The sequence below is a fragment of the Escherichia sp. KS167_9B genome (genome assembly GCF_030295215.1).
Lineage (GTDB): Bacteria > Pseudomonadota > Gammaproteobacteria > Enterobacterales > Enterobacteriaceae > Escherichia > Escherichia coli_F.
On sequence record NZ_AP025754.1, the window covers coordinates 4,806,274 to 4,828,846 of the forward strand.

16 protein-coding genes and 1 pseudogene are annotated in these 22,573 nt (G+C 50.2%); 7 read left to right on the forward strand and 10 right to left on the reverse strand.

Going from position 1 to position 22,573, the window contains the following annotated elements; all coding sequences use genetic code 11:
- The first annotated feature begins 21 nt into the window (after window positions 1-21).
- Window positions 22-234 (forward strand): 50S ribosomal protein L31, encoded by a 213-nt coding sequence (gene rpmE / locus QUE34_RS24005; protein WP_000710769.1) that lies wholly within the window; start codon window positions 22-24, stop codon window positions 232-234.
- Between the two features lie 60 nt (window positions 235-294).
- On the opposite strand, the gene QUE34_RS24010 is transcribed toward rpmE, so the two are convergent.
- Both QUE34_RS24010 and metJ read right to left on the reverse strand, forming a co-directional pair.
- The gene (locus QUE34_RS24010; RefSeq protein WP_032304233.1) at window positions 295-903 is read right to left on the reverse strand and encodes a YiiX family permuted papain-like enzyme; all 609 of its coding nucleotides are present in this window, start codon (window positions 901-903) and stop codon (window positions 295-297) included.
- A 59-nt stretch (window positions 904-962) separates the two neighbouring features.
- Complete coding sequence (metJ, locus tag QUE34_RS24015; protein WP_000852812.1) at window positions 963-1,280, reverse strand: met regulon transcriptional regulator MetJ; 318 nt, start codon at window positions 1,278-1,280, stop codon at window positions 963-965.
- Between the two features lie 276 nt (window positions 1,281-1,556).
- On the opposite strand from metJ, the gene metB reads away from it, so the two are divergent.
- Window positions 1,557-2,717, forward strand: a complete 1,161-nt coding sequence (gene metB / locus QUE34_RS24020) for a cystathionine gamma-synthase (RefSeq protein ID WP_001353720.1) — start codon at window positions 1,557-1,559, stop codon at window positions 2,715-2,717.
- 2 nt (window positions 2,718-2,719) lie between these two features.
- Window positions 2,720-5,152, forward strand: a complete 2,433-nt coding sequence (gene metL / locus QUE34_RS24025) for a bifunctional aspartate kinase/homoserine dehydrogenase II (protein WP_032304236.1) — start codon at window positions 2,720-2,722, stop codon at window positions 5,150-5,152.
- A 231-nt stretch (window positions 5,153-5,383) separates the two neighbouring features.
- On the opposite strand, the pseudogene QUE34_RS24030 reads toward metL, so the two are convergent.
- From QUE34_RS24030 to QUE34_RS24045, 4 genes and pseudogenes are all read right to left on the reverse strand, one after another.
- A pseudogene (locus QUE34_RS24030) lies at window positions 5,384-6,229 on the reverse strand (nucleoside-specific channel-forming protein Tsx); the annotation flags it as partial.
- Window positions 6,230-6,307: 78 nt separating this feature from the next.
- Entirely contained in the window at window positions 6,308-7,927 is a 1,620-nt protein-coding gene (locus QUE34_RS24035) for a bifunctional metallophosphatase/5'-nucleotidase (protein WP_032304237.1), read from the reverse strand.
- Window positions 7,928-7,967: 40 nt separating this feature from the next.
- Window positions 7,968-9,518 (reverse strand): bifunctional metallophosphatase/5'-nucleotidase, encoded by a 1,551-nt coding sequence (locus QUE34_RS24040; protein ID WP_032304238.1) that lies wholly within the window; start codon window positions 9,516-9,518, stop codon window positions 7,968-7,970.
- Between the two features lie 232 nt (window positions 9,519-9,750).
- Window positions 9,751-10,878 carry a cytoplasmic protein gene (locus QUE34_RS24045; RefSeq protein WP_105268572.1) on the reverse strand — a complete coding sequence of 376 codons (1,128 nt, stop codon included), beginning with the start codon at window positions 10,876-10,878 and terminating at the stop codon, window positions 9,751-9,753.
- A gap of 132 nt (window positions 10,879-11,010) precedes the next feature.
- Between QUE34_RS24045 and QUE34_RS24050 the strand changes: the two genes are divergently transcribed.
- From QUE34_RS24050 to yijE, 4 genes are all read left to right on the forward strand, one after another.
- On the forward strand, window positions 11,011-12,564 hold the full coding sequence (locus QUE34_RS24050; protein ID WP_032304241.1) for a bifunctional metallophosphatase/5'-nucleotidase: 1,554 nt from the start codon (window positions 11,011-11,013) through the stop codon (window positions 12,562-12,564).
- Between the two features lie 382 nt (window positions 12,565-12,946).
- The gene (gene metF / locus QUE34_RS24055) at window positions 12,947-13,837 is read left to right on the forward strand and encodes a methylenetetrahydrofolate reductase (protein WP_000007523.1); all 891 of its coding nucleotides are present in this window, start codon (window positions 12,947-12,949) and stop codon (window positions 13,835-13,837) included.
- Between the two features lie 328 nt (window positions 13,838-14,165).
- Entirely contained in the window at window positions 14,166-16,346 is a 2,181-nt protein-coding gene (katG, locus tag QUE34_RS24060; RefSeq protein ID WP_001296626.1) for a catalase/peroxidase HPI, read from the forward strand.
- 93 nt (window positions 16,347-16,439) lie between these two features.
- Window positions 16,440-17,345 (forward strand): cystine transporter YijE, encoded by a 906-nt coding sequence (yijE, locus tag QUE34_RS24065; RefSeq protein ID WP_032304244.1) that lies wholly within the window; start codon window positions 16,440-16,442, stop codon window positions 17,343-17,345.
- Between the two features lie 26 nt (window positions 17,346-17,371).
- On the opposite strand, the gene QUE34_RS24070 is transcribed toward yijE, so the two are convergent.
- The 4 genes from QUE34_RS24070 to ptsP all read right to left on the reverse strand — a co-directional run bounded on the left by QUE34_RS24070 (window position 17,372) and on the right by ptsP (window position 22,550).
- On the reverse strand, window positions 17,372-17,989 hold the full coding sequence (locus tag QUE34_RS24070; protein ID WP_000647863.1) for a DUF1287 domain-containing protein: 618 nt from the start codon (window positions 17,987-17,989) through the stop codon (window positions 17,372-17,374).
- 271 nt (window positions 17,990-18,260) lie between these two features.
- Entirely contained in the window at window positions 18,261-19,364 is a 1,104-nt protein-coding gene (gldA, locus tag QUE34_RS24075) for a bifunctional L-1,2-propanediol dehydrogenase/glycerol dehydrogenase (protein ID WP_000373989.1), read from the reverse strand.
- Between the two features lie 10 nt (window positions 19,365-19,374).
- Entirely contained in the window at window positions 19,375-20,037 is a 663-nt protein-coding gene (gene fsa / locus QUE34_RS24080; protein WP_000424845.1) for a fructose-6-phosphate aldolase, read from the reverse strand.
- Window positions 20,038-20,048: 11 nt separating this feature from the next.
- Window positions 20,049-22,550 (reverse strand): phosphoenolpyruvate--protein phosphotransferase, encoded by a 2,502-nt coding sequence (gene ptsP / locus QUE34_RS24085; RefSeq protein WP_105268573.1) that lies wholly within the window; start codon window positions 22,548-22,550, stop codon window positions 20,049-20,051.
- Window positions 22,551-22,573 lie beyond the last annotated feature (23 nt).

The window sequence follows — 22,573 nt, forward strand, 5'->3', positions numbered from 1 at the left end:
GCCTTAAACCGAGGTTTTCCCATGAAAAAAGATATTCACCCGAAATACGAAGAAATTACTGCTAGCTGCTCTTGCGGTAACGTAATGAAAATCCGCTCCACCGTTGGTCATGATCTGAACCTCGACGTGTGCAGCAAGTGCCACCCGTTCTTCACTGGCAAACAGCGTGATGTTGCTACCGGTGGCCGTGTTGACCGCTTCAACAAGCGTTTCAACATCCCGGGCAGCAAATAAGACCGGATTTCCGAAAAAAGCGCCGCACGGCGCTTTTTTTGTGTCTGAATTTTGGTCGTATTACCACGAAAACAGCGGCCATTCTTTGGCGACTGTGGTGAGTTGTGGCGCATCGAAAACGGCTTGTGGCGAGACCACCGTTTCCTCAAGCGGAATATTTTTCCCGTAACGTTCTTTGAGCTTCGCCTGAACCAGCGGGTTGCTGAGATCGAACTCTTTCAGTTTTTGCTGTTCACCCACGTGCATTCCCAGTGCGTTCTGGTAAACCTTCCACACTACTTCCGAACAGTACTGGCGATCATCACTCCACGAGAAGCTGAAATCGTACGGTTTGCCGAGATAACGTTTTGCCGTTTGCGCCAGTTTTTGCTGTTGTTCAACACTCAGTCCGCCTTCAACGCGGCGAACAACGTATTTGCCCTTTTCACCATGGGCGATCCACTGCTTGAGCGGGGTGTATTTCACCGGGCCGACCGCTTCAAAAACGTAGGGCTTTTTGTTACGCATCACCAGCATACCGGTGTGGCTGTAATCGGAATGGGTCGCCAGTTGGATCGCTTTACTTTGCGATGAGCGAGAGATTTGAAAGATGATGTCGCCAGTTTGCGGCTGCCAGGCAAAGGCAGGCACAGAAACCAGCAGGCTGAGGATCAGTAGCCTGTATTTCATAGTTAAACGTCCATGTATGAAAAAAGCGGCTGGTTAACTCCGCGCCGCTCTTTTCCGCTTTAGTATTCCCACGTTTCCGGGTTAATCCCCATCTCACGCATGATCTCTTTTGCCGCTTCCGGGATTTCGTCGCTGCGCTCTTTACGCAGATCGGCATCATCCGGCAGAGGTTGCCCGGTAAAGGCATGCAGAAACGCTTCGCACAGCAGCTCGCTGTTGGTAGCGTGACGCAGGTTGTTCACCTGACGACGCGTGCGTTCATCGGTGAGGATTTTTAACACCTTAAGAGGAATGGAAACCGTAATCTTTTTGACTTGTTCACTCTTCTTGCCGTGCTCAGCGTATGGGCTGATATATTCGCCGCTCCATTCAGCCATGAGATACTTAATCCTCTTCGTCAATAAATTGAGACCAGACCACACAATTTATGTGGGTACTGACCGTAAACCCGCATAGTTTACCGTACAGGCGTTACCGTGACATCGTGTAATGCACCTGTCGGCGTGATAATGCATATAATTTTAACGGCTATTTGGGATTTGCTCAATCTATACGCAAAGAAGTTTAGATGTCCAGATGTATTGACGTCCATTAACACAATGTTTACTCTGGTGCCTGACATTTCACCGACCAAGCCCAGGGAACTTCATCACATGACGCGTAAACAGGCCACCATTGCAGTGCGTAGCGGGTTAAATGACGACGAACAGTATGGTTGCGTTGTCCCTCCCATCCATCTTTCCAGCACCTATAACTTTACCGGATTTAATGAACCGCGCGCGCATGATTACTCGCGTCGCGGAAACCCAACGCGCGATGTGGTTCAGCGTGCGCTGGCTGAACTGGAAGGCGGTGCTGGTGCAGTGCTGACTAATACCGGCATGTCTGCCATCCACCTGGTAACGACCGTCTTTTTGAAACCTGGCGATTTGCTGGTTGCGCCGCACGACTGCTACGGCGGCAGCTATCGCCTGTTCGACAGCCTGGCGAAACGCGGCTGTTATCGCGTGCTGTTTGTTGATCAAGGAGATGAGCAGGCATTGCAGGCTGCACTGGCAGAAAAACCCAAACTAGTACTGGTAGAAAGCCCAAGTAATCCATTGTTACGCGTCGTGGATATTGCGAAAATCTGCCATCTGGCAAGGGAAGTCGGGGCGGTGAGCGTGGTGGATAACACCTTCTTAAGCCCGGCATTACAAAATCCACTGGCATTAGGTGCCGATCTGGTGTTGCATTCATGCACGAAATATCTGAACGGTCACTCAGATGTAGTGGCTGGCGTGGTGATTGCTAAAGACCCGGACGTTGTCACCGAACTGGCCTGGTGGGCAAACAATATTGGCGTGACGGGCGGCGCGTTTGACAGTTATTTGTTGCTGCGCGGTTTGCGAACGCTGGTGCCGCGTATGGAGCTGGCGCAGCGCAACGCGCAGGCGATAGTGAAATATCTGCAAACCCAGCCGTTAGTGAAAAAACTGTATCACCCGTCGCTGCCGGAAAATCAGGGGCATGAAATTGCTGCGCGCCAGCAAAAAGGCTTTGGCGCAATGTTGAGTTTTGAACTGGATGGCGATGAGCAGACGCTGCGTCGTTTCCTGGGCGGGTTGTCGTTGTTTACGCTGGCGGAATCATTAGGGGGAGTGGAAAGTTTAATCTCTCACGCCGCAACCATGACACATGCAGGCATGGCGCCAGAAGCGCGTGCTGCCGCCGGGATCTCCGAGACGCTGCTGCGTATCTCCACCGGTATTGAAGATGGCGAAGATTTAATTGCCGACCTGGAAAATGGCTTCCGGGCTGCAAACAAGGGGTAAAAATGAGTGTGATTGCGCAGGCAGGGGCGAAAGGTCGTCAACTGCATAAATTTGGTGGCAGTAGTCTGGCTGATGTGAAGTGTTATTTGCGTGTCGCGGGCATTATGGCGGAGTACTCTCAGCCTGACGATATGATGGTGGTTTCCGCCGCCGGTAGCACCACTAACCAGTTGATTAACTGGTTGAAACTAAGCCAGGCCGATCGTCTCTCTGCGCATCAGGTTCAACAAACGCTGCGTCGCTATCAGTGCGATCTGATTAGCGGCCTGCTACCCGCCGAAGAAGCCGATAGCCTCATTAGCGCCTTTGTCAGCGATCTGGAACGCCTCGCGGCGCTGCTCGACAGCGGTATTAATGATGCGGTGTATGCAGAAGTGGTGGGCCACGGGGAAGTGTGGTCGGCACGCTTAATGTCTGCGGTGCTTAATCAACAAGGATTGCCTGCGGCCTGGCTTGATGCCCGCGAGTTTTTACGCGCTGAACGTGCCGCGCAACCACAGGTTGATGAAGGCCTTTCGTACCCATTGCTGCAACAACTACTGGTGCAACATCCGGGCAAACGCCTGGTGGTGACCGGATTTATCAGCCGCAACAACGCCGGTGAAACGGTGCTGCTGGGGCGTAACGGTTCCGACTATTCCGCGACACAAATCGGTGCGCTGGCGGGAGTTTCCCGCGTAACCATCTGGAGCGATGTCGCCGGGGTATATAGCGCCGACCCGCGTAAAGTGAAAGACGCCTGCCTGCTGCCGTTGCTGCGTCTGGATGAAGCCAGCGAACTGGCGCGTCTGGCGGCCCCCGTTCTTCACGCCCGTACTTTACAGCCAGTTTCTGGCAGCGAAATCGACCTGCAGCTGCGCTGTAGCTACACGCCGGATCAAGGTTCCACGCGCATTGAACGCGTGCTGGCCTCAGGTACTGGCGCGCGTATTGTCACCAGCCACGATGATGTCTGTTTGATTGAGTTTCAGGTGCCCGCCAGTCAGGATTTTAAACTGGCGCATAAAGAGATCGACCAAATCCTGAAACGTGCTCAGGTGCGCCCACTGGCAGTTGGCGTGCATAACGATCGCCAGTTGCTGCAATTTTGCTACACCTCGGAAGTGGCCGACAGTGCGCTGAAAATCCTCGACGAAGCAGGATTACCCGGCGAACTGCGTCTGCGTCAGGGGCTGGCGCTGGTGGCGATGGTTGGGGCGGGCGTCACCCGTAACCCGCTGCATTGCCACCGCTTCTGGCAGCAACTGAAAGGCCAGCCGGTCGAGTTTACCTGGCAGTCCGATGACGGCATCAGCCTGGTGGCAGTACTGCGCACCGGCCCGACCGAAAGCCTGATTCAGGGGCTGCATCAGTCCGTCTTCCGCGCAGAAAAACGCATCGGCCTGGTATTGTTCGGTAAGGGCAATATCGGTTCCCGCTGGCTGGAACTGTTCGCCCGTGAGCAGAGCACGCTCTCGGCGCGCACCGGCTTTGAATTTGTGCTGGCAGGCGTGGTGGACAGCCGTCGCAGCCTGTTGAGCTATGACGGGCTGGACGCCAGCCGTGCGCTAGCCTTCTTTAATGATGAAGCCGTCGAACAGGATGAAGAGTCGCTATTCCTGTGGATGCGTGCCCATCCGTATGATGATTTAGTTGTGCTGGACGTTACTGCCAGCCAGCAGCTTGCTGATCAGTATCTCGATTTCGCCAGCCACGGTTTCCACGTCATCAGTGCCAACAAACTGGCGGGAGCGAGCGACAGCAATAAATATCGCCAGATCCACGACGCGTTCGAAAAAACCGGGCGTCACTGGCTATACAACGCCACCGTCGGCGCAGGTTTGCCGATCAACCATACCGTGCGCGATCTGATCGACAGCGGCGACACTATTTTGTCGATCAGCGGGATCTTCTCCGGCACGCTCTCCTGGCTGTTCCTGCAATTCGACGGTAGCGTGCCGTTTACTGAGCTGGTGGATCAGGCGTGGCAGCAGGGCTTAACTGAACCTGACCCGCGTGATGACCTCTCCGGCAAAGATGTGATGCGCAAGCTGGTGATTCTGGCGCGTGAAGCGGGTTACAACATTGAACCGGACCAGGTGCGTGTTGAATCACTGGTGCCAACCCATTGCGAAGGTGGAAGCATCGACCATTTCTTTGAAAATGGCGATGAACTTAATGAGCAGATGGTACAACGGTTGGAAGCGGCCCGTGAAATGGGGCTGGTGTTGCGCTACGTGGCGCGTTTCGATGCCAACGGCAAAGCGCGAGTGGGCGTGGAAGCGGTGCGTGAAGACCATCCGCTGGCATCACTACTACCGTGCGATAACGTCTTTGCCATCGAAAGCCGCTGGTATCGCGACAACCCGCTGGTGATCCGCGGGCCAGGTGCAGGGCGCGACGTCACCGCTGGGGCGATTCAGTCGGATATTAACCGTCTGGCGCAGTTGTTGTAGTGATTATTGAACAAAAGCTGGCAGTTGCCAGCTTTTGTTGTCACCTCTAAACCACCTCCTGCGGAGGTGGTGATTGATTGTCATTTTGCCTTTGGTCAGTGCCCCGGTAATAAGGGGGCTTTTGTGTTGAGCGATGAATTCACAGTGTGAATGGTGAAGTTATTTATGACAATTACAAAATGGCATTAAGTAAAAATATCTAAAACATCACCTGATTTAAAATTGATAACCAATAGTAGTATAGGTTCCCCATCCTGTGTTTTTTAATTCAAATGGACCATCTCCGAAGTTAACTTTCTCCCCAGCATTCCATTGTCCACCGTTGTGAAAATAACGTAGTGTAAATGCAAATTTCCAGTGTTCATATAGCAGGGAAAGGATATGGCTTGAAGCAATAGCATTACTGGTTCGTTTATTATTGTGTGATTTGTCCGCAAGATCGGAGCCAAAATCAAAGTTAGTAAAACTATTGTATACCAATCGCCCTCCGAATAAATGGGTAAGAGGAATGCTATATTTTATTTTGAATCGATATCCGTCCCATTCATTTTCATTAGCGGCACCATAGTTTTGCCACTGATACTTGGCGTATATATTGGCAGAAAGCTTAATTGGTAGACCCGTGTCGATATCTGTACCAAGCCCCATATACCATGTACTTTGCCGGGATGACTGGTTGTCACCCATATCATAGACATAGTTGTTTGCAATGAACCATTCTTTAAAAGGGCCGAACGCAAGATTTAATCCGGTCAATTTGTCAATGGAAAACCGAGGTTCTATTTCCGTAAATAGTGGTGAGCCCTCATCCCAGATCCCAACATCATAGTGACTGCCGACGCCAAAGAATTTTGGTAGATCAACATAACCATAAAAATCAAACCAGTCTTTTCTTCCTGCTACAGTATATTCAGGGTAGAGGTCGTTAGTCAGCCTTGGGCCAAAGCGAGAGTCTGTGCGACCAATGACATTCAAGCTTTGATGTAACCAGCCTTCCTCACTTTTAATTTCCTGAGCGTTTCCAATGCAAGGTATTAATAGAATCGATAAAGCTATCCCGTGCTTTTTTATACACATAAATATATCTCATTATTTATTGTTGATTTAGAGAAAAATAATGCCATTCAGTGAATGAATGGCATTATAATTTTTTTATTATTTGCTAACGTCCACCCGCATTTCATTTACCTGTGCAGGCGTAATCTTGTGGCCTTTCTTCAAATAATCGATCACGACATCGGACATGTTATTTCCGGCGCGGACCTGAACATTTTTCCCTTCTTTGAATGCCAGAAAACCATCGCCCCCCAGTGCAAGGAAAGTCGTTGTTGCAACATGGTAAATATTCGTATCAACGATCTCTTCACCATTAATTTTAAAAGATACTATGCGCTGACCTACTGGTTTCTGCGGGGTATAGCGCATTTCTGCGCCTTTTGACATTTGCAGGATGCCATTGGTAAGCGATGCCCCGTGTTCCAGTAGGTTACGCAGATCCTTACCGCTGAGATCCATTTCAGTAAGTTCATTCTTGAAGGGGAATGTACTGGTAATGTCGCCAAAGGTAATCGTGCCTGCATTTATATCCGCACGTAAGCTGCCGGAGTTTATCAATGCAATCTGTGCAGTCGGAGCAGCGACAAGCATTGCATCGGTAAACAGGTTGCCTAGTTGCGATGACTCACCATAGGCGCGAGTTAATGCAATCGATGATTCACCCACTGGTTGGCGTACAATATCCGCCAGTTTTTTATTCCAGCCATTGATAACTTTTTGTGTCGTTGGATCGGGTATCCATTCATCGGCATAAACTGTTTTCAGCTCAAAGCTCTTCATTTTATGGGTACGAGCTGTAGGGTTGACATCAAGGACTAATTTACCAATATCGATACCGCCACTATCAGTTGAAAGGATTAAGGTGTTGCCGACTTTGATTGGCTCTGGCGTTCCGACGTGGGCATGCCCGGTAATCAGAATATCCAATCCTTTCACCTTGCTAGCGGTTTGAATATCTTTATCAAGAGCGCGTCTAACATCTGTATTGCCAATGCTGGACTGACGCGCCGGAACGCCTTCATGAACCAGCGCCACAGTGAGGTCAACCTTATCACGTAACTCGTCGATATAATGCTGCAAATACTTCACTTCATCACGTGCTTCAATCCCCTGATTCTTAAGGGTCTCGGAAGATTTATCAAAGCGGTTATTATTGTCATTATCGAGTCCCTGGAGAGAGAGCTCCGAGACCGTATCATTAAATGCAAATACGCCGTGTAGCCCAATAATACCAATCTTGATGCCATCTTTTTCCAGGATGGTGTAGGGCTTGTTCCAGAAGGGTTTCTCACTCTCTTTATGATAAACATTGCCCAATAAAACAGGAAAATTCGCTTTGCTTAATTGTCGCAGGGCATTATCCCAGCCATGGTCAAACTCATGATTACCGATTGATACTGCGTCAAAAGGCATGGTATTCATAATGTCAATTATTGCTTCGCCCTTTGTCAGACTGCTGATATAAGGGCCGGTGAAATAGTCTCCAGCATCAAAATAAAAGGTGGCTTTATTTTTCGCTTTCTCTTGTTTTACTAAAGTAGATATATTGGCAAAGCCGCCAATGTCGCGTTTTCCGTCTGCGATATACGGCACTTTATAAGAATCCACATGAGCGTGAAGATCATTGGTATAAATAATCGTGACATCCTGCGCCATGGCTGAGACCGAAAAAATAGTCAGCAATGTTGCGGCAAGTAAAGTACGCTGCACTGTTTTCATTCGCATTCCTTGTTAAATAAATAGACTGATAAATGATATTTTATTTGGCGACGTCCATTACTCGTTTAGTTAAGTCTGGGGTGACAGGTTTATGATTTTTGAAATAATCGATGATAGATTCCGCCGAGGTTGTTCCCGGTATCGTCTTCACATTTTTTCCATTCAAAAATGCTTCAAAACCGTCACCACCACTGGCACAAAAGGAGTGCGTGACAATACGATATGTTTGATTATCTTCCACGGGTTTGCCGTTAATGGTGAAAGAGATTAACCGTTGGTTCAGTGGTTTTTTGCTGTCATAGACAACCGCAACGCTTTTTGAAACCTGTAACACACCGTTAGTTAGATTGGTTGCATGCGTCATCAACGATTTGAGATCGCGGCCCGTCAAATCCATCTCGATGAGGTCATTATTAAAGGGGAATGTGCTAATAACATCTCCCAGCGTGATATCACCTTTAGGAAAATCAGCTCGCATCCCACCGCTATTTTGAAATCCGGCAATGGCATCTGGTGTTTTTTCCATCATTGCATCAAGAATAAGGTTACCGGTAGAAGAAGAACTGCCATACTCACGTGTTAAAACTACGGGAGAATGGCCGACAACTTCCTGTGTTATTTTGTTAAGCTTTGCACTCCATTTATCGATAGTATTTTGAACGATGGTGTCAGGTTTAAATTGATCTGCGAAGATGGTGATTAACTCACCATTATAACTATCAATTTTCTTCGTTTTCGGATTGTAATCAAGCACAAGTTTTCCGATGTCGGTGCCGTATGCATCGGTAGATACAATTAATGTGTTATTAACTTTTATTGGTTGCGGTGTTCCGACATGTGCGTGACCGGTAATTAAGACATCAACACCATTCACTTTTTTAGCTGTCTCAATATCTGCCTGTAGTAGCCGCTCCACATCTTTACTACCAAAGCTTGATTGACGCGCCGGAACACCTTCGTGAATTAGCAAAACGGTAATGTCGACTTTACCTTTTAATTCTGCAAGTGCTTTATTTAAATATTTAATTTCGTCTCTGGCTTCTACGCCTTCACGTGCTTTTGCCGCGACTGTATCATAGAAAGCGAATGCACCATGCAATCCAATCACACCAATCTTTAAACCATCTTTTTCGATAATAGTCCACGGATGATCCCAAACTGGTTTATTTGTATCGGTGTAGTAAATATTTCCCAGCAGAATGGGGAATTTTGCTTTTGATAACTGAGATACCATATTGGGCACGCCGTGATCGAACTCGTGATTACCAACGGACACCGCATCAAAGGGCATGGTGTTCATGATATCAATAATAGCTTCACCTTTGGTCAGGGTACTGATATACGGACCGGTAAAATAGTCGCCTGCATCAAAGAAAAAGACATCTTTGTTTTTTTTCTTCGCTTCATTAACGATGCCTGCAATATTAGCCATACCACCTACAAGTCTGTTCTTATCAACAGCGGGAATTTTTGCCGGATTGACATGTGCGTGAATATCATTCGTATAATAAATAGTAACGTCCTGAGCTAGTATACTGTGAGAAAACATCACGCTGAATATGACTGATAAAGTCGTAAATACAGTTCTCATCATCCCTCCTTGATAGGGGTTGTTACATTGGTTGAATTATTTAAATAAAAGGAACTCCGTGTCTTATTTTTATGTAAGCATAGGTCAGGAAAGTATTATGTGATCTTAGTAACAAATAATGTTATTAATTAAACATTGACTGTGATTATATTTTTCAGTCATACATTCATATATTTAATTAAATGAGAAATAGTGATCCCATTAATTTATGGTCGTTTGTCGAGTGTATTGACTAACAAGATGGAGTGAGCGATTCATTGTATTTTAACGCCAGTGAGGTCAGCATTTTCGTTACGCGACCTGCGGATAATAACGCGCTTTGGGTAAAGTCGTGTTGGTCTGTCAGCCATGTGATAAAGCAACGACTGGTTGCCAGAGAAACATTTGCGCCCCTTTCTAAGGAGACTCCTGTGAGCAGGCAGACCATCTTGCTGTTATTCCCCTGCCCCCAGCGTTGCCACTGATTTTGCCACCAACCATGGTATGTCGTTCCCTGAAAATGCCAGGGAATATCAGCGTTACGGTCGCTGATTTCTTCTTCTACGAACCAAAGTTCGCCTTGTTGTTGGCGGAACTGATCTGCCCAGGCTGTAATAATTGCGCCTCTCAGAAAACATTCGTGTGAAATGATATGCGTTTTGACATGTGGAAAGCGGATTTTCAGTATTCTGAAATGCCCGTGAGCCGTGATAACCGGGCGTAGTATGGCTCCCTTGCCATTGCGCTTGAGCACAGCACTGCCATACTGAATTTCATCGAACTGGCTCCGGCGCAAGAATTGCGCTTCACGCATATCTACCCTCTGCACAATATCGCTATGGTGCTCGGTTGGTTCTGTATTGCCTCTGTAACTGTACCGCAGACTGTCTCCTGTCTGATGTTGCGTATAATTCGTGGAGAGATGAAGGATGTTGCCACGAGTGGCGTCAAGACTGACTAAAACATAGAGCTTTTGTAGTGCGCTGGCTCCTTGAAAGGGCATGAACAGTTGAACGGTTTCAATGGACTGGGGATACGTAATTTCTCTTGCTGGCTGCTGTTTCGGAGTCCAGACTTTTTTGCATGAACGGCATTGAACGCGTTGTGTTCCATGCGGGTTGTGGCCATAAAAAATCTTTTCTTTACAATAGCATGATGGACAAAAATGCCCTGTTTCTATGGCACACGCAGTCATGTGAACTGACAACCAGTCACGAAATTGTTGTTCATCAAACAAAGGGGGGTAACTTCCGCATGCCTGGCAGTGCAGTGCCGGAAAACCCATTTTATAGTCTGGCCAACTGTAATCTTCCGATGAGGCCAATCCCAAATGTCGACAACCGAACGTTTTACAGACATTAATCGCAAACAGATTTGACATATATCACCAACGATTTCATAAGGTCGTCGATTTTGTCCTACAGTTATTGCCTCTGGATGTGAGTATTCTCACATAAAAAAGCCTTTCAGAACGTAATGTAGCAATCCTTTATCTCACTGGAAGGGATTGTTTATGAAAATTAAAATGCTTGCTGCGGGTATCGCATTAACACTGCCGTTTTGGGCCTGCGCCAAAGATGTCACCATTATTTATACCAATGACCTCCACGCACATGTAGAGCCCTATAAAGTGCCGTGGATTGCTGAGGGTAAACGGGATATTGGCGGCTGGGCAAATATCACTACGCTTGTTAAACAAGAAAAAGCTAAAAACAAAGCGACCTGGTTTTTTGATGCGGGTGACTATTTTACCGGGCCGTATATCAGCAGCCTGACTAAAGGCAAGGCGATTATCGATATTATGAATACCATGCCGTTCGATGCGGCCACTATAGGTAATCATGAATTTGATCACGGCTGGGACAATACGTTATTACAGTTGAGTCAGGCACAATTCCCGATTGTGCAGGGTAATGTTTTTTATCAGAACAGCAGTAAATCATTCTGGGATAAGCCATATACCATTATTGAAAAAGACGGCGTGAAAATTGGTGTTATAGGTTTGCACGGTGTATTTGCCTTTAATGATACGGTATCTGCGGCAACGCGAGTGGGTATTGAGGCGCGTGATGAAATTAAATGGCTACAACGTTATATCGATGAACTCAAAGGCAAGGTTGATTTGACCGTTGCGCTGATTCACGAAGGTGTTCCGGCCCGCCAGTCCAGTATGGGGGGCACAGATGTGCGCCGCGCACTGGATAAAGATATTCAGACGGCAAGTCAGGTGAAAGGGCTGGATATTTTGATCACCGGGCATGCACATGTGGGTACGCCGGAACCGATTAAAGTCGGCAATACGCTCATCCTCTCCACTGACAGCGGTGGGATTGATGTGGGTAAACTGGTTCTCGACTACAAAGAGAAACCGCACACTTTTACGGTGAAAAACTTCGAGCTTAAAACCCTTTACGCCGACGAGTGGAAGCCCGATGCGCAAACAAAACAGGTGATTGATAGTTGGAATAAAAAGCTGGATGAAGTCGTGCAGCAAACGGTGGCGCAATCGCCAGTTGAATTAAAACGTGCCTATGGTGAATCGGCATCCCTGGGGAACCTGGCGGCGGACGCTTTACTGGTAGCGGCGGGTAAAAATACCCAGTTGGCGTTAACCAACTCTGGTGGGATTCGCAATGAGATCCCGGCGGGTGCAATTACGATGGGTGGCGTCATCAGTACCTTCCCGTTCCCCAACGAACTGGTGACGATGGAACTCACGGGTAAACAATTACGCGGTTTGATGGAACACGGCGCAAGTTTAAGTAATGGCGTTTTACAGGTATCGAAAGGCCTGGAAATGAAGTACGACAGCAGCAAGCCGGTTGGTCAGCGGGTTATCTCGCTGACGCTGAATGGCAAACCGATTGAAGATGCGACGGTTTACCACATTGCTACTCAGAGTTTCCTTGCTGATGGTGGAGATGGTTTTACCGCGTTTACCGAGGGTAAAGCGCGCAATACGACGGGCGGTTATTACGTTTATCACGCGGTGGTTGATTACTTTAAAGCGGGTAACACCATCACGGATGAACAGATCAACGGTATGCGCGTGAAAGATATTAAATAAAAGTACGCACTGAGTTGACTCTACTGTTTGTTACCAGTTGATTTCGCAGATTCTGTATTCGGCCTACACGAGAGCGCAGGCCGAATCAGATGCTTTAGCATCACCATCTGGTGGCAGGGCGTTGTTTTTCGAATGAGAACAGGTGCCGTTGTGTTGCCTGTATATCAGTCAAAACGAGTGAGGTTGATTGCGCTATAAAGAAATCTCTTTATTACCTCTAATTAAGATGAGTTTTTTTCATCTTCCCTGATTTTTCCTCACCATCATTGGTCATTTTTCGGTTGACGCCCTTCAGCTTTTCCTTCATCTTTACATCTGGACGTCTAAACGGATAGATGTGCACAACACAACATATAACTACAAGCGATTGATGAGGTAAGGTATGAGCTTTTTTCACGCCAGCCAGCGGGATGCCCTGAATCAGAGTCTGGCAGAAGTCCAGGGGCAGATTAACGTTTCGTTCGAGTTTTTCCCGCCGCGTACCAGTGAAATGGAGCAGACCCTGTGGAACTCCATCGATCGCCTTAGCAGTCTGAAACCGAAGTTTGTATCGGTGACCTATGGCGCGAACTCCGGCGAGCGCGACCGTACGCACAGCATTATTAAAGGCATTAAAGATCGCACTGGTCTGGAAGCAGCACCACATCTGACCTGTATTGATGCGACGCCCGACGAGCTGCGCACCATTGCACGCGACTACTGGAATAACGGTATTCGTCATATCGTGGCGCTGCGTGGCGACCTGCCGCCGGGAAGCGGTAAGCCGGAAATGTATGCTTCTGACCTGGTGACGCTGTTAAAAGAAGTGGCAGATTTCGATATCTCCGTGGCAGCGTATCCGGAAGTACATCCGGAAGCGAAAAGCGCTCAGGCGGATTTGCTCAACCTGAAACGCAAAGTCGATGCCGGAGCCAACCGCGCGATTACTCAGTTCTTCTTTGATGTCGAAAGCTACCTGCGTTTTCGTGACCGCTGCGTCTCGGCAGGCATTGATGTGGAAATCATTCCGGGCATTTTGCCGGTATCTAACTTTAAACAGGCGAAGAAATTTGCCGATATGACCAACGTACGTATTCCGGCGTGGATGGCGCAAATGTTTGACGGGCTGGATGACGATGCCGAAACCCGCAAACTGGTGGGCGCGAATATTGCCATGGATATGGTGAAGATTTTAAGCCGTGAAGGAGTGAAAGATTTCCACTTCTATACGCTTAACCGCGCTGAAATGAGTTACGCGATTTGCCATACGCTGGGTGTTCGACCTGGTTTATAAATAGTGTGGCTTTTGTGAAAATCACACTGTGATCACAAATTTTAAACAGAGCACAAAATGCTGCCTCGAAATGAGGGCGGAAAAATAAGGTTGTCAGCTTTGTTTTCGCCCTCCTTCCTTGAAGAATAGGAAGCTAAAACCCTTTTTTATAAAGCATTTGTCCGAATTCGGACATAATCAAAAAAGCTTAATTACGATCAATTTGATCTACATCTCTTTAACCAACAATATGTAAGATCTCAACTATCGCATCCGTGGATTAATTCAATTATAACTTCTCTCTAACGCTGTGTATCGTAACGGTAACACTGTAGAGGGGAGCACATTGATGAGCACGTCAGACGATATCCATAACACGACAGCCACTGGCAAATGCCCGTTCCATCAGGGCGGTCACGACCAGAGCGCAGGTGGGGGCACAACCACGCGCGACTGGTGGCCAAATCAACTCCGTGTTGACCTGTTAAACCAACATTCTAATCGTTCTAACCCGCTGGGTGAGGACTTTGACTACCGCAAAGAATTCAGCAAATTAGATTACTACGGCCTGAAAAAAGATCTGAAAGCCCTGCTGACAGAATCTCAGCCGTGGTGGCCTGCCGACTGGGGCAGCTACGCCGGTCTGTTTATTCGTATGGCCTGGCACGGTGCGGGTACTTACCGTTCCATCGACGGTCGCGGCGGCGCGGGTCGTGGTCAGCAACGTTTTGCACCGCTGAACTCCTGGCCGGATAACGTAAGCCTCGATAAAGCGCGTCGCCTGTTGTGGCCAATCAAACAGAAATATGGTCAGAAAATCTCCTGGGCCGACCTGTTTATCCTCGCGGGTAACGTGGCGCTGGAAAACTCTGGCTTCCGTACCTTCGGTTTTGGTGCTGGTCGTGAAGACGTCTGGGAACCGGATCTGGACGTTAACTGGGGTGATGAAAAAGCCTGGCTGACTCACCGTCATCCGGAAGCACTGGCGAAAGCACCGCTGGGCGCAACCGAGATGGGCCTGATTTACGTTAACCCGGAAGGCCCGGATCACAGCGGTGAACCGCTTTCTGCGGCAGCAGCTATCCGCGCGACCTTCGGCAACATGGGCATGAACGACGAAGAAACCGTGGCGCTGATTGCGGGTGGTCATACGTTGGGTAAAACCCACGGTGCCGGTCCGACATCAAACGTAGGTCCTGATCCAGAAGCTGCACCGATTGAAGAACAAGGTTTAGGCTGGGCGAGCACTTACGGCAGCGGCGTTGGCGCAGATGCCATCACCTCTGGTCTGGAAGTGGTCTGGACCCAGACACCGACCCAGTGGAGCAACTATTTCTTCGAGAACCTGTTCAAATATGAGTGGGTACAGACTCGCAGCCCGGCTGGCGCAATCCAGTTCGAAGCGGTAGACGCACCGGAAATTATCCCGGATCCGTTTGATCCGTCGAAGAAACGTAAACCGACAATGCTGGTCACCGACCTGACGCTGCGTTTTGATCCTGAGTTCGAGAAGATCTCTCGTCGCTTCCTCAACGATCCGCAGGCGTTCAACGAAGCCTTTGCCCGTGCCTGGTTCAAACTGACGCACAGGGATATGGGGCCGAAATCTCGCTACATCGGGCCGGAAGTACCGAAAGAAGATCTGATCTGGCAAGATCCGCTGCCGCAGCCGATCTACAACCCGACTGAGCAGGACATTATCGATCTGAAATTCGCGATTGCGGATTCTGGTCTGTCTGTCAGCGAACTGGTGTCGGTGGCTTGGGCGTCTGCTTCTACCTTCCGTGGTGGCGACAAACGCGGTGGTGCCAACGGTGCGCGTCTGGCATTAATGCCGCAGCGCGACTGGGATGTGAACGCCGCAGCCGTTCGTGCTCTGCCAGTTCTGGAGAAAATTCAGAAAGAGTCAGGCAAAGCCTCGCTGGCGGATATCATCGTTCTGGCTGGTGTGGTTGGCGTAGAGAAAGCCGCAAGCGCCGCAGGTTTGAGCATTCATGTACCGTTTGCGCCGGGTCGCGTTGATGCGCGTCAGGATCAGACTGACATTGAAATGTTCGAACTGCTGGAGCCAATTGCTGACGGTTTCCGTAACTACCGCGCTCGTCTGGATGTTTCCACCACTGAGTCACTGCTAATTGATAAAGCACAGCAACTGACTCTGACCGCGCCGGAAATGACCGCGCTGGTGGGCGGGATGCGCGTACTGGGTGCCAACTTCGATGGCAGCAAAAATGGCGTCTTCACTGACCGCGTTGGTGTATTGAGCAATGACTTCTTCGTGAACTTGCTGGATATGCGTTACGAGTGGAAAGCGACCGACGAATCGAAAGAGCTGTTCGAAGGCCGTGACCGTGAAACCGGCGAAGTGAAATACACGGCCAGCCGTGCGGATCTGGTCTTTGGTTCTAACTCAGTCCTGCGTGCGGTGGCGGAAGTTTACGCCAGCAGCGATGCCCACGAGAAATTTGTTAAAGACTTCGTGGCGGCATGGGTGAAAGTGATGAACCTCGACCGTTTCGACCTGCTGTAATCTGACCTTTTTCAGCGACTGTCTTTCAGGCAGTCGCTGAAGTTTCTTTACCGGCGTATAGTGTCCACAGGAAAACTACACACTGGATCTCTCATGTCTGCCGCAGGAAAGAGCAACCCACTGGCAATCAGTGGCCTGGTTGTGCTCACACTTATCTGGAGTTATAGCTGGATTTTCATGAAGCAAGTCACCAGCTACATCGGTGCCTTCGACTTTACCGCTTTACGCTGCATTTTCGGCGCTCTCGTTTTATTCATCGTCCTTTTATTACGCGGTCGCGGCATGCGCCCGACGCCCTTTAAATACACCTTAGCCATTGCCCTGTTACAAACCTGCGGGATGGTTGGCCTGGCGCAGTGGGCGCTGGTGAGCGGCGGAGCAGGGAAGGTGGCAATCCTGAGCTATACCATGCCATTCTGGGTGGTGATTTTCGCCGCGTTGTTTCTCGGTGAACGCCTGCGACGCGGGCAATATTTCGCGATTCTCATTGCCGCTTTCGGCTTATTTTTGGTGTTGCAGCCGTGGCAACTCAATTTCTCTTCGATGAAAAGCGCCATGCTGGCGATCCTCTCTGGTGTCAGTTGGGGGGCGAGTGCCATTGTCGCTAAACGCCTTTACGCCCGTCATCCGCGCGTGGATTTATTGTCGTTAACATCCTGGCAGATGTTGTATGCGGCGCTGGTGATGAGTGCGGTCGCTTTACTGGTGCCGCAACGTGAAATTGACTGGCAGCCCACCGTATTCTGGGCGCTGGCCTACAGTGCGATTCTGGCGACGGCGCTGGCCTGGAGTTTATGGTTGTTTGTGCTGAAAAACTTGCCCGCCAGTATTGCCAGCTTAAGTACACTGGCTGTTCCCGTTTGTGGCGTACTCTTTTCCTGGTGGCTGCTCGGTGAAAATCCGGGGGCCGTTGAAGGTAGCGGTATTGTGCTGATTGTGCTGGCACTGGCGCTGGTGAGCCGTAAGAAAAAAGAAGCCGTCAGTGTAAAAAGGATCTGAATTTTTTCTTCATGTGGGGCGAGCGCTTATTTAGCAAAATACCGATAGTGCCCCACCATCTGCCAACTAAACAGCACGTCTTCTTCCTGCGCGCCTGCGCCAATGTTATGTATCACCAGCGGCGTACCGTCGCGGGCGAAGCCATCTGAAACCACCCCAATATGTGCCAGCCCATTATCTAATCGCCAGGAGACAATATCGCCCGCTTGGTAGTCACTGGCGTTTTTGCTGGTGGGGCGCGTTTTATCGTGGCGGGTAAACCAGGTTTCCAGATTAGGCACCCGACGGTGATCGATGTTGCTGTCCGGGCGTTTTAACTTCCACTTTTGCGGATAATCGGCAAAATTCTTCGCCATATCTTCGTGAACCAGTTTCTGCAAATCGACCTTCTGGCTGCGCAGGGCACGGATCACCACATCGGAACATACGCCGCGCTCTTGCGGGACATCACCGCCAGGATAAGTAAGCTGCACATACGCCGGATCGTAAAATAGCGTGCTGCCAATTTGCTGTCTGGCACCGTCTGCGATGGCAAGATTGGTGTTGGCCTGGATTTGTACCACGGTTGGTGGAACAGCGGGAGATTTTAAGGAGTAACTGGTAAATACCGTCAGAAGACTGAACAACGCCAGTGAAGCTTTCATCTGTTTCGTCCGTGAAAAAATATTCACAGATTCGACCTTCCGGGCTAACGATTGTTCTGTGGAGAAAATGTCCAGAAGCGGATAAAAACTCCCGAACAACGTGGGAGTATCAGATTAATGGCACAGAGTGCCGGATGCGGCGTGAACGCCTTGTCAGACATAAAAAACACGTAAATTCAATGCATTGCATATATTTCGTAGGCCTGATAAGTGTAGCGCATCAGGCAATTTTGCGTTCAAACTCCCGGACAAGCCGGGAGTTTGGCATAGATTATTCCCACTCTTGCAGGAAACGCTGACCGTACTGGTCGGCTACCAGCAGTGCGGCGTAAACCTGATCTGGCGTCGCGCCGCCAGGCATGTTGTGGATGGTTTCACCTTCTGCACATGCCGCTTCTGCCACAATCCGCATTTTCGCCGGGACATCTTCTTTAATATCCAGTTGAGCGAGGGTTATTGGCAAACCTACCGCATGGCTAAGTGCAGCTACGGTTTCGATTTCTTCCACCGGCGCATTTTCCAGAACCAGCTGCGTCAGCGTACCGAATGCCACTTTTTCACCATGATAATAGTGATGGGCATCAGGGATTGCAGTCAGGCCGTTATGCACCGCGTGCGCCGCAGCCAGCCCACCGCTTTCAAAGCCAACGCCGCTCAAATAGGTGTTCGCTTCAATCACGCGTTCCAGTGCTGGAGTTACTACATGCTGTTCGGCGGCAAGCATCGCTTTTTCGCCTTCTTCCAGCAGCGTGTTGTAGCACAGTTCAGCCAGCGCCAGCGCTGCCTGAGTACACTTACCGCCCGCCATTGTGGTCGCACCGCTACGAGAGCAAGCACGCGCTTCAAACCAGGTCGCCAGCGCATCGCCGATACCCGCCGCTAACAGACGTGCAGGTGCGCCCGCGACGATTTTGGTGTCGACAATGACCATATTCGGGTTATTTGGCAACAGCAAATAGCGGTCAAACTCACCATCATCGGTGTAGATAACAGACAGCGCGCTGCACGGCGCGTCGGTAGAGGCAATAGTCGGTGCGATCGCTACCGGAACACCCATGAAATGTGCCAGCGCTTTGGCAGTATCGAGGGTTTTTCCGCCACCGATACCGAGAATTGCGCCACACTGCGCAGTCTCCGCGATGCCACGCAGACGGTCGATCTCATTTTGCGAACATTCACCGCCAAACGGCGCAATTTCTACTACCAGTCCAGCATCTTTAAAGCTTTTCTCGACAGTGGATTGAGCAAAACCTAAAACAAATTTGTCACCCACCACTAACCAGCGTTCTGCCAGCGGCTTCAGGTACTCGCCCAGACGATTAATGACATCTGCGCCCTGGATGTATTTACCCGGTGATTGAATAATGCGGTCCATAATTGCTCCTTTAGAGATGAGTAGTGCCAAATGCGGCATTCCAGTCGTGCTCAAACTTCTCTATAGCCGACTCTACCGCAGGAGTGTTGAGCATTTGTTGCGCTACATCTAAGGGTAGGGTGATGGACTCACATCCTGCCAGCAAACAATCCAGCGCCTGACGCGGTGTTTTAAAGCTGGCAGCCAGCACCATGCTTTCTGGCGCGTGCATTTCCAACAGCGCTTGCAGCTCCTGAACCGTACGAATGCCGTCACCGCCCTGGGCGTCGACGCGGTTAACATACGGAGCAACATATTTTGCCCCTGCCAGCGCGGCTAATAACCCTTGTGCGGCGCTATATACAGCGGTGCCAAGTGTAGTAATACCCTCTTTTTTCAGCATTTTAATGGCGGCAAGACCTTCGGAAGTTACCGGGATTTTCACCACAATGCCCGGAATGGCGTCGCGCAGGCGCTTCGCTTCTTCCACCATACCCTGTGCGTCACGACTCATGGTCTGAGCAAACAAAATACCCTCATCACCAATCGCTTTTTGCAAACGCGGCAGCACTTCCCAGATGGACTCCTTGCTGGCCGCGATAATGCTCGGGTTAGTTGTCACCCCGGCAATCGGGAATATGCGTGCCAGACGTTCGACTTCTGCGACGTTAGCGGTGTCCAGATACAGTTCCATGATGTTTCCTTTTACAGTTCCAGTTCATGTTGCAGCAGGCTGGCGATAGCGTCGGCAGAGGCGGCGTTAACCAGCGCGTTACGGAATTCTTCGTGCATGATGCGGCGAGCGAGGCGCGAGAAAATGCGCATATGCTGATCGCCCGCAGCGTGTTTGTTCAGGGTTAACATAATGATGAATTGTGCTTCATCATCGCCCCAGCGCACCGGCGCTTGCAGACGCGCTACACTGATGGTGGATTGCTCAATGTGTTCTGATTTGCTGTGGGGAATGGCAAAACTAAAGCCCAGACCGGTAGAGAAAACGGCCTCGCGTGCCCACAAGTCGGCTTCCAGTTTACGCGGATAGCGGCAGCGGCCCGCCAGCAGCAGGTTATCGGTCATGCCTTTGAGCACTTCTTCTTTGCTGCGCCAGTCGCTTTCCAGCGTGATGCACTCGGCGGTGACCAGCGGTGCATCCTGTTGCGTCATGCGGAATTGCGCCAGCAGGTGTTCCACTTCCAGCGAAGTACGGCAGGCCATTGCTTGGTTGAGCAACTGGCGGCATTCGCGGCTATCAAGTTGCGCCATTCGCGCTTTCGCCGCCGGAATTGACGGTGCACTCATGCTCAACTCATCCAGCCCTAAACCGACCAGCAACGGCAGCACGGAACCTTTCGCCCCCAGTTCACCGCACAGACCAATCCATTTGCCCTGGCGATGCACTGCCTGCACGGCGTAATCAAGCGCTCGTAAGAATGCCGGATTCAGGCTGTTGTAGTGACGAGTTACCTTAGCGTTATCGCGATCCACTGCCAGCAGATATTGCGTCAGGTCATTACTACCAATACTAAAGAAATCAATCTCTTCACAGCATTGATCGATGATGAACATTACTGACGGCACTTCAAGCATGATACCGAGCTGGATTTTCTCATCAAACGGAATGTGTTCGTTACGCAGCTGCTGTTTAGCTTCTGCCAGTTTTTCTTTCACCCATAAGATCTCTTCCATTGAAGAGATCATCGGGATCATGATTTTCAGGCTGCCATGAGCGGAGGCGCGCAGGATCGATCGTAGCTGCGTGGTAAACAACGAGGCGTACTCTTCATAAATACGTACGGCGCGATAACCGAGGAACGGGTTTGCCTCTGCGGGAATATTCAGATAATCAACGGGTTTGTCACCGCCAATATCCATAGTGCGCACAATAATGCTGCGTCCGTTGGCGGACTCCAGCGCCTGACAAAAAATGTTGTACAGCTCGCTTTCGCCCGGTGCACTGGTGCGATCCATATAGAGCATTTCAGTGCGGAACAAACCAACGCCTTCCGCACCATTGCCGAATGCGGCCTGCGCTTCGACGGAGTGAGCGATGTTAGCGGCAATTTCAATGCGGATACCGTCAGCGGTACGGGCTTGTTGGGTCAGCCAGACACGCTGTTGCTCACGAAGGGCGTTCTGTACGCGGGCTTCTTGCTGATAATAACGGGCTACGGCTTCTCCTGGCTCAACCACAATCGCCCCAGCGTTGCCGTCGATATAAATCGTTTGATGCTGCCACGGAGTAAGGGCATCAATATCCACACCAACCAGCGTCGGAATGTTGAACGAACGGGCAAGGATCACCGTGTGTGAGGTGGTGCCGCCGCTTTTGAGCAACAATCCTTTGAGGTGATTTTTATCCAGTTCGAGGAACTGGCTAGGGGTCAGTTCATCCGCCATACAAATGGCGGGCTGCGTTAGCTTGCCCGGTGCCGGAAAGCGTTTCTCGCCGTAGATTTGCTGGAGTAACTGGAAGCAGACATCGCGCACATCCAGCGCGCGTTCTTGCAGGTAGCTGCTGCTGGAACGGGCGAACTCTTCGCAAAAGTGATTCGCACTGGCGACAATTGCTTCGGCGCAGCTTAATCCGGCGCTGACGCCTGCCAGTAAATGTTCGCGCAGGGAAGTATCGCCAGCCAGGGATCGGTGCGCTTCCAGAATCGCGCTGGTAGCACCGTCGCTATCCAGCAGACGAAACTCAATATTTTTCAGTACCAGTGTCAGGCCGTTTTCCAGCGCGGATTGCTCGGCGTCAACGCCGTTGGTTGCGGGGAGGTTACCCAGCGCGTTGAGATCTAAAGAAGAGATTGGCGTCAGAATGCCGCCTGCGCTACCACTGCATACGGTGCGGGCGCGGATAATACGCGGATTCAGGTTGGTTAATGATACCGGCAGCGGCTCCAGTTCGTCAGATTTTATTTCCGCCAGCGGCGCGTCGCAGTGGGGAAATTCATCGCGCAGCCATTGGCTTAAACGCTGATGCGCTTCCTGTTCATCGGCCCCGGAAATCAGTAACTGGCAGCTATCGCCCACCAGCGTATCGGTGCCAATCAGCGCAAGGGCGTTTTTGGCGTTGCCCTTGCGGTCAGTGCGCAGGTTATGCCACTCAATTTGTGATGAAAAAGTATTACACAGCGTTTCAACGTGGCTTGCCGGACGGGCATGTACGCCGTTAGGTAGCTCACAAATAAATTCCACAATCAGGGCCATTGCCTTTCTCCCGGTACGGTTCT

What these genes read in the sequence shown, in the direction of transcription:
- QUE34_RS24070 (WP_000647863.1), bottom strand. Translation starts at nt 17,989, where the DNA reads ATGAAAGCTTCACTGGCGTTGTTCAGTCTTCTGACGGTATTTACCAGT.
- yijE (WP_032304244.1), top strand. Translation starts at nt 16,440, where the DNA reads ATGTCTGCCGCAGGAAAGAGCAACCCACTGGCAATCAGTGGCCTGGTT.
- ptsP (WP_105268573.1), bottom strand. Translation starts at nt 22,550, where the DNA reads ATGGCCCTGATTGTGGAATTTATTTGTGAGCTACCTAACGGCGTACAT.
- fsa (WP_000424845.1), bottom strand. Translation starts at nt 20,037, where the DNA reads ATGGAACTGTATCTGGACACCGCTAACGTCGCAGAAGTCGAACGTCTG.
- metJ (WP_000852812.1), bottom strand. Translation starts at nt 1,280, where the DNA reads ATGGCTGAATGGAGCGGCGAATATATCAGCCCATACGCTGAGCACGGC.
- QUE34_RS24035 (WP_032304237.1), bottom strand. Translation starts at nt 7,927, where the DNA reads ATGAAAACAGTGCAGCGTACTTTACTTGCCGCAACATTGCTGACTATT.
- QUE34_RS24040 (WP_032304238.1), bottom strand. Translation starts at nt 9,518, where the DNA reads ATGAGAACTGTATTTACGACTTTATCAGTCATATTCAGCGTGATGTTT.
- gldA (WP_000373989.1), bottom strand. Translation starts at nt 19,364, where the DNA reads ATGGACCGCATTATTCAATCACCGGGTAAATACATCCAGGGCGCAGAT.
- katG (WP_001296626.1), top strand. Translation starts at nt 14,166, where the DNA reads ATGAGCACGTCAGACGATATCCATAACACGACAGCCACTGGCAAATGC.
- QUE34_RS24050 (WP_032304241.1), top strand. Translation starts at nt 11,011, where the DNA reads ATGAAAATTAAAATGCTTGCTGCGGGTATCGCATTAACACTGCCGTTT.
- metF (WP_000007523.1), top strand. Translation starts at nt 12,947, where the DNA reads ATGAGCTTTTTTCACGCCAGCCAGCGGGATGCCCTGAATCAGAGTCTG.
- rpmE (WP_000710769.1), top strand. Translation starts at nt 22, where the DNA reads ATGAAAAAAGATATTCACCCGAAATACGAAGAAATTACTGCTAGCTGC.
- QUE34_RS24045 (WP_105268572.1), bottom strand. Translation starts at nt 10,878, where the DNA reads ATGTCAAATCTGTTTGCGATTAATGTCTGTAAAACGTTCGGTTGTCGA.
- QUE34_RS24010 (WP_032304233.1), bottom strand. Translation starts at nt 903, where the DNA reads ATGAAATACAGGCTACTGATCCTCAGCCTGCTGGTTTCTGTGCCTGCC.
- metL (WP_032304236.1), top strand. Translation starts at nt 2,720, where the DNA reads ATGAGTGTGATTGCGCAGGCAGGGGCGAAAGGTCGTCAACTGCATAAA.
- metB (WP_001353720.1), top strand. Translation starts at nt 1,557, where the DNA reads ATGACGCGTAAACAGGCCACCATTGCAGTGCGTAGCGGGTTAAATGAC.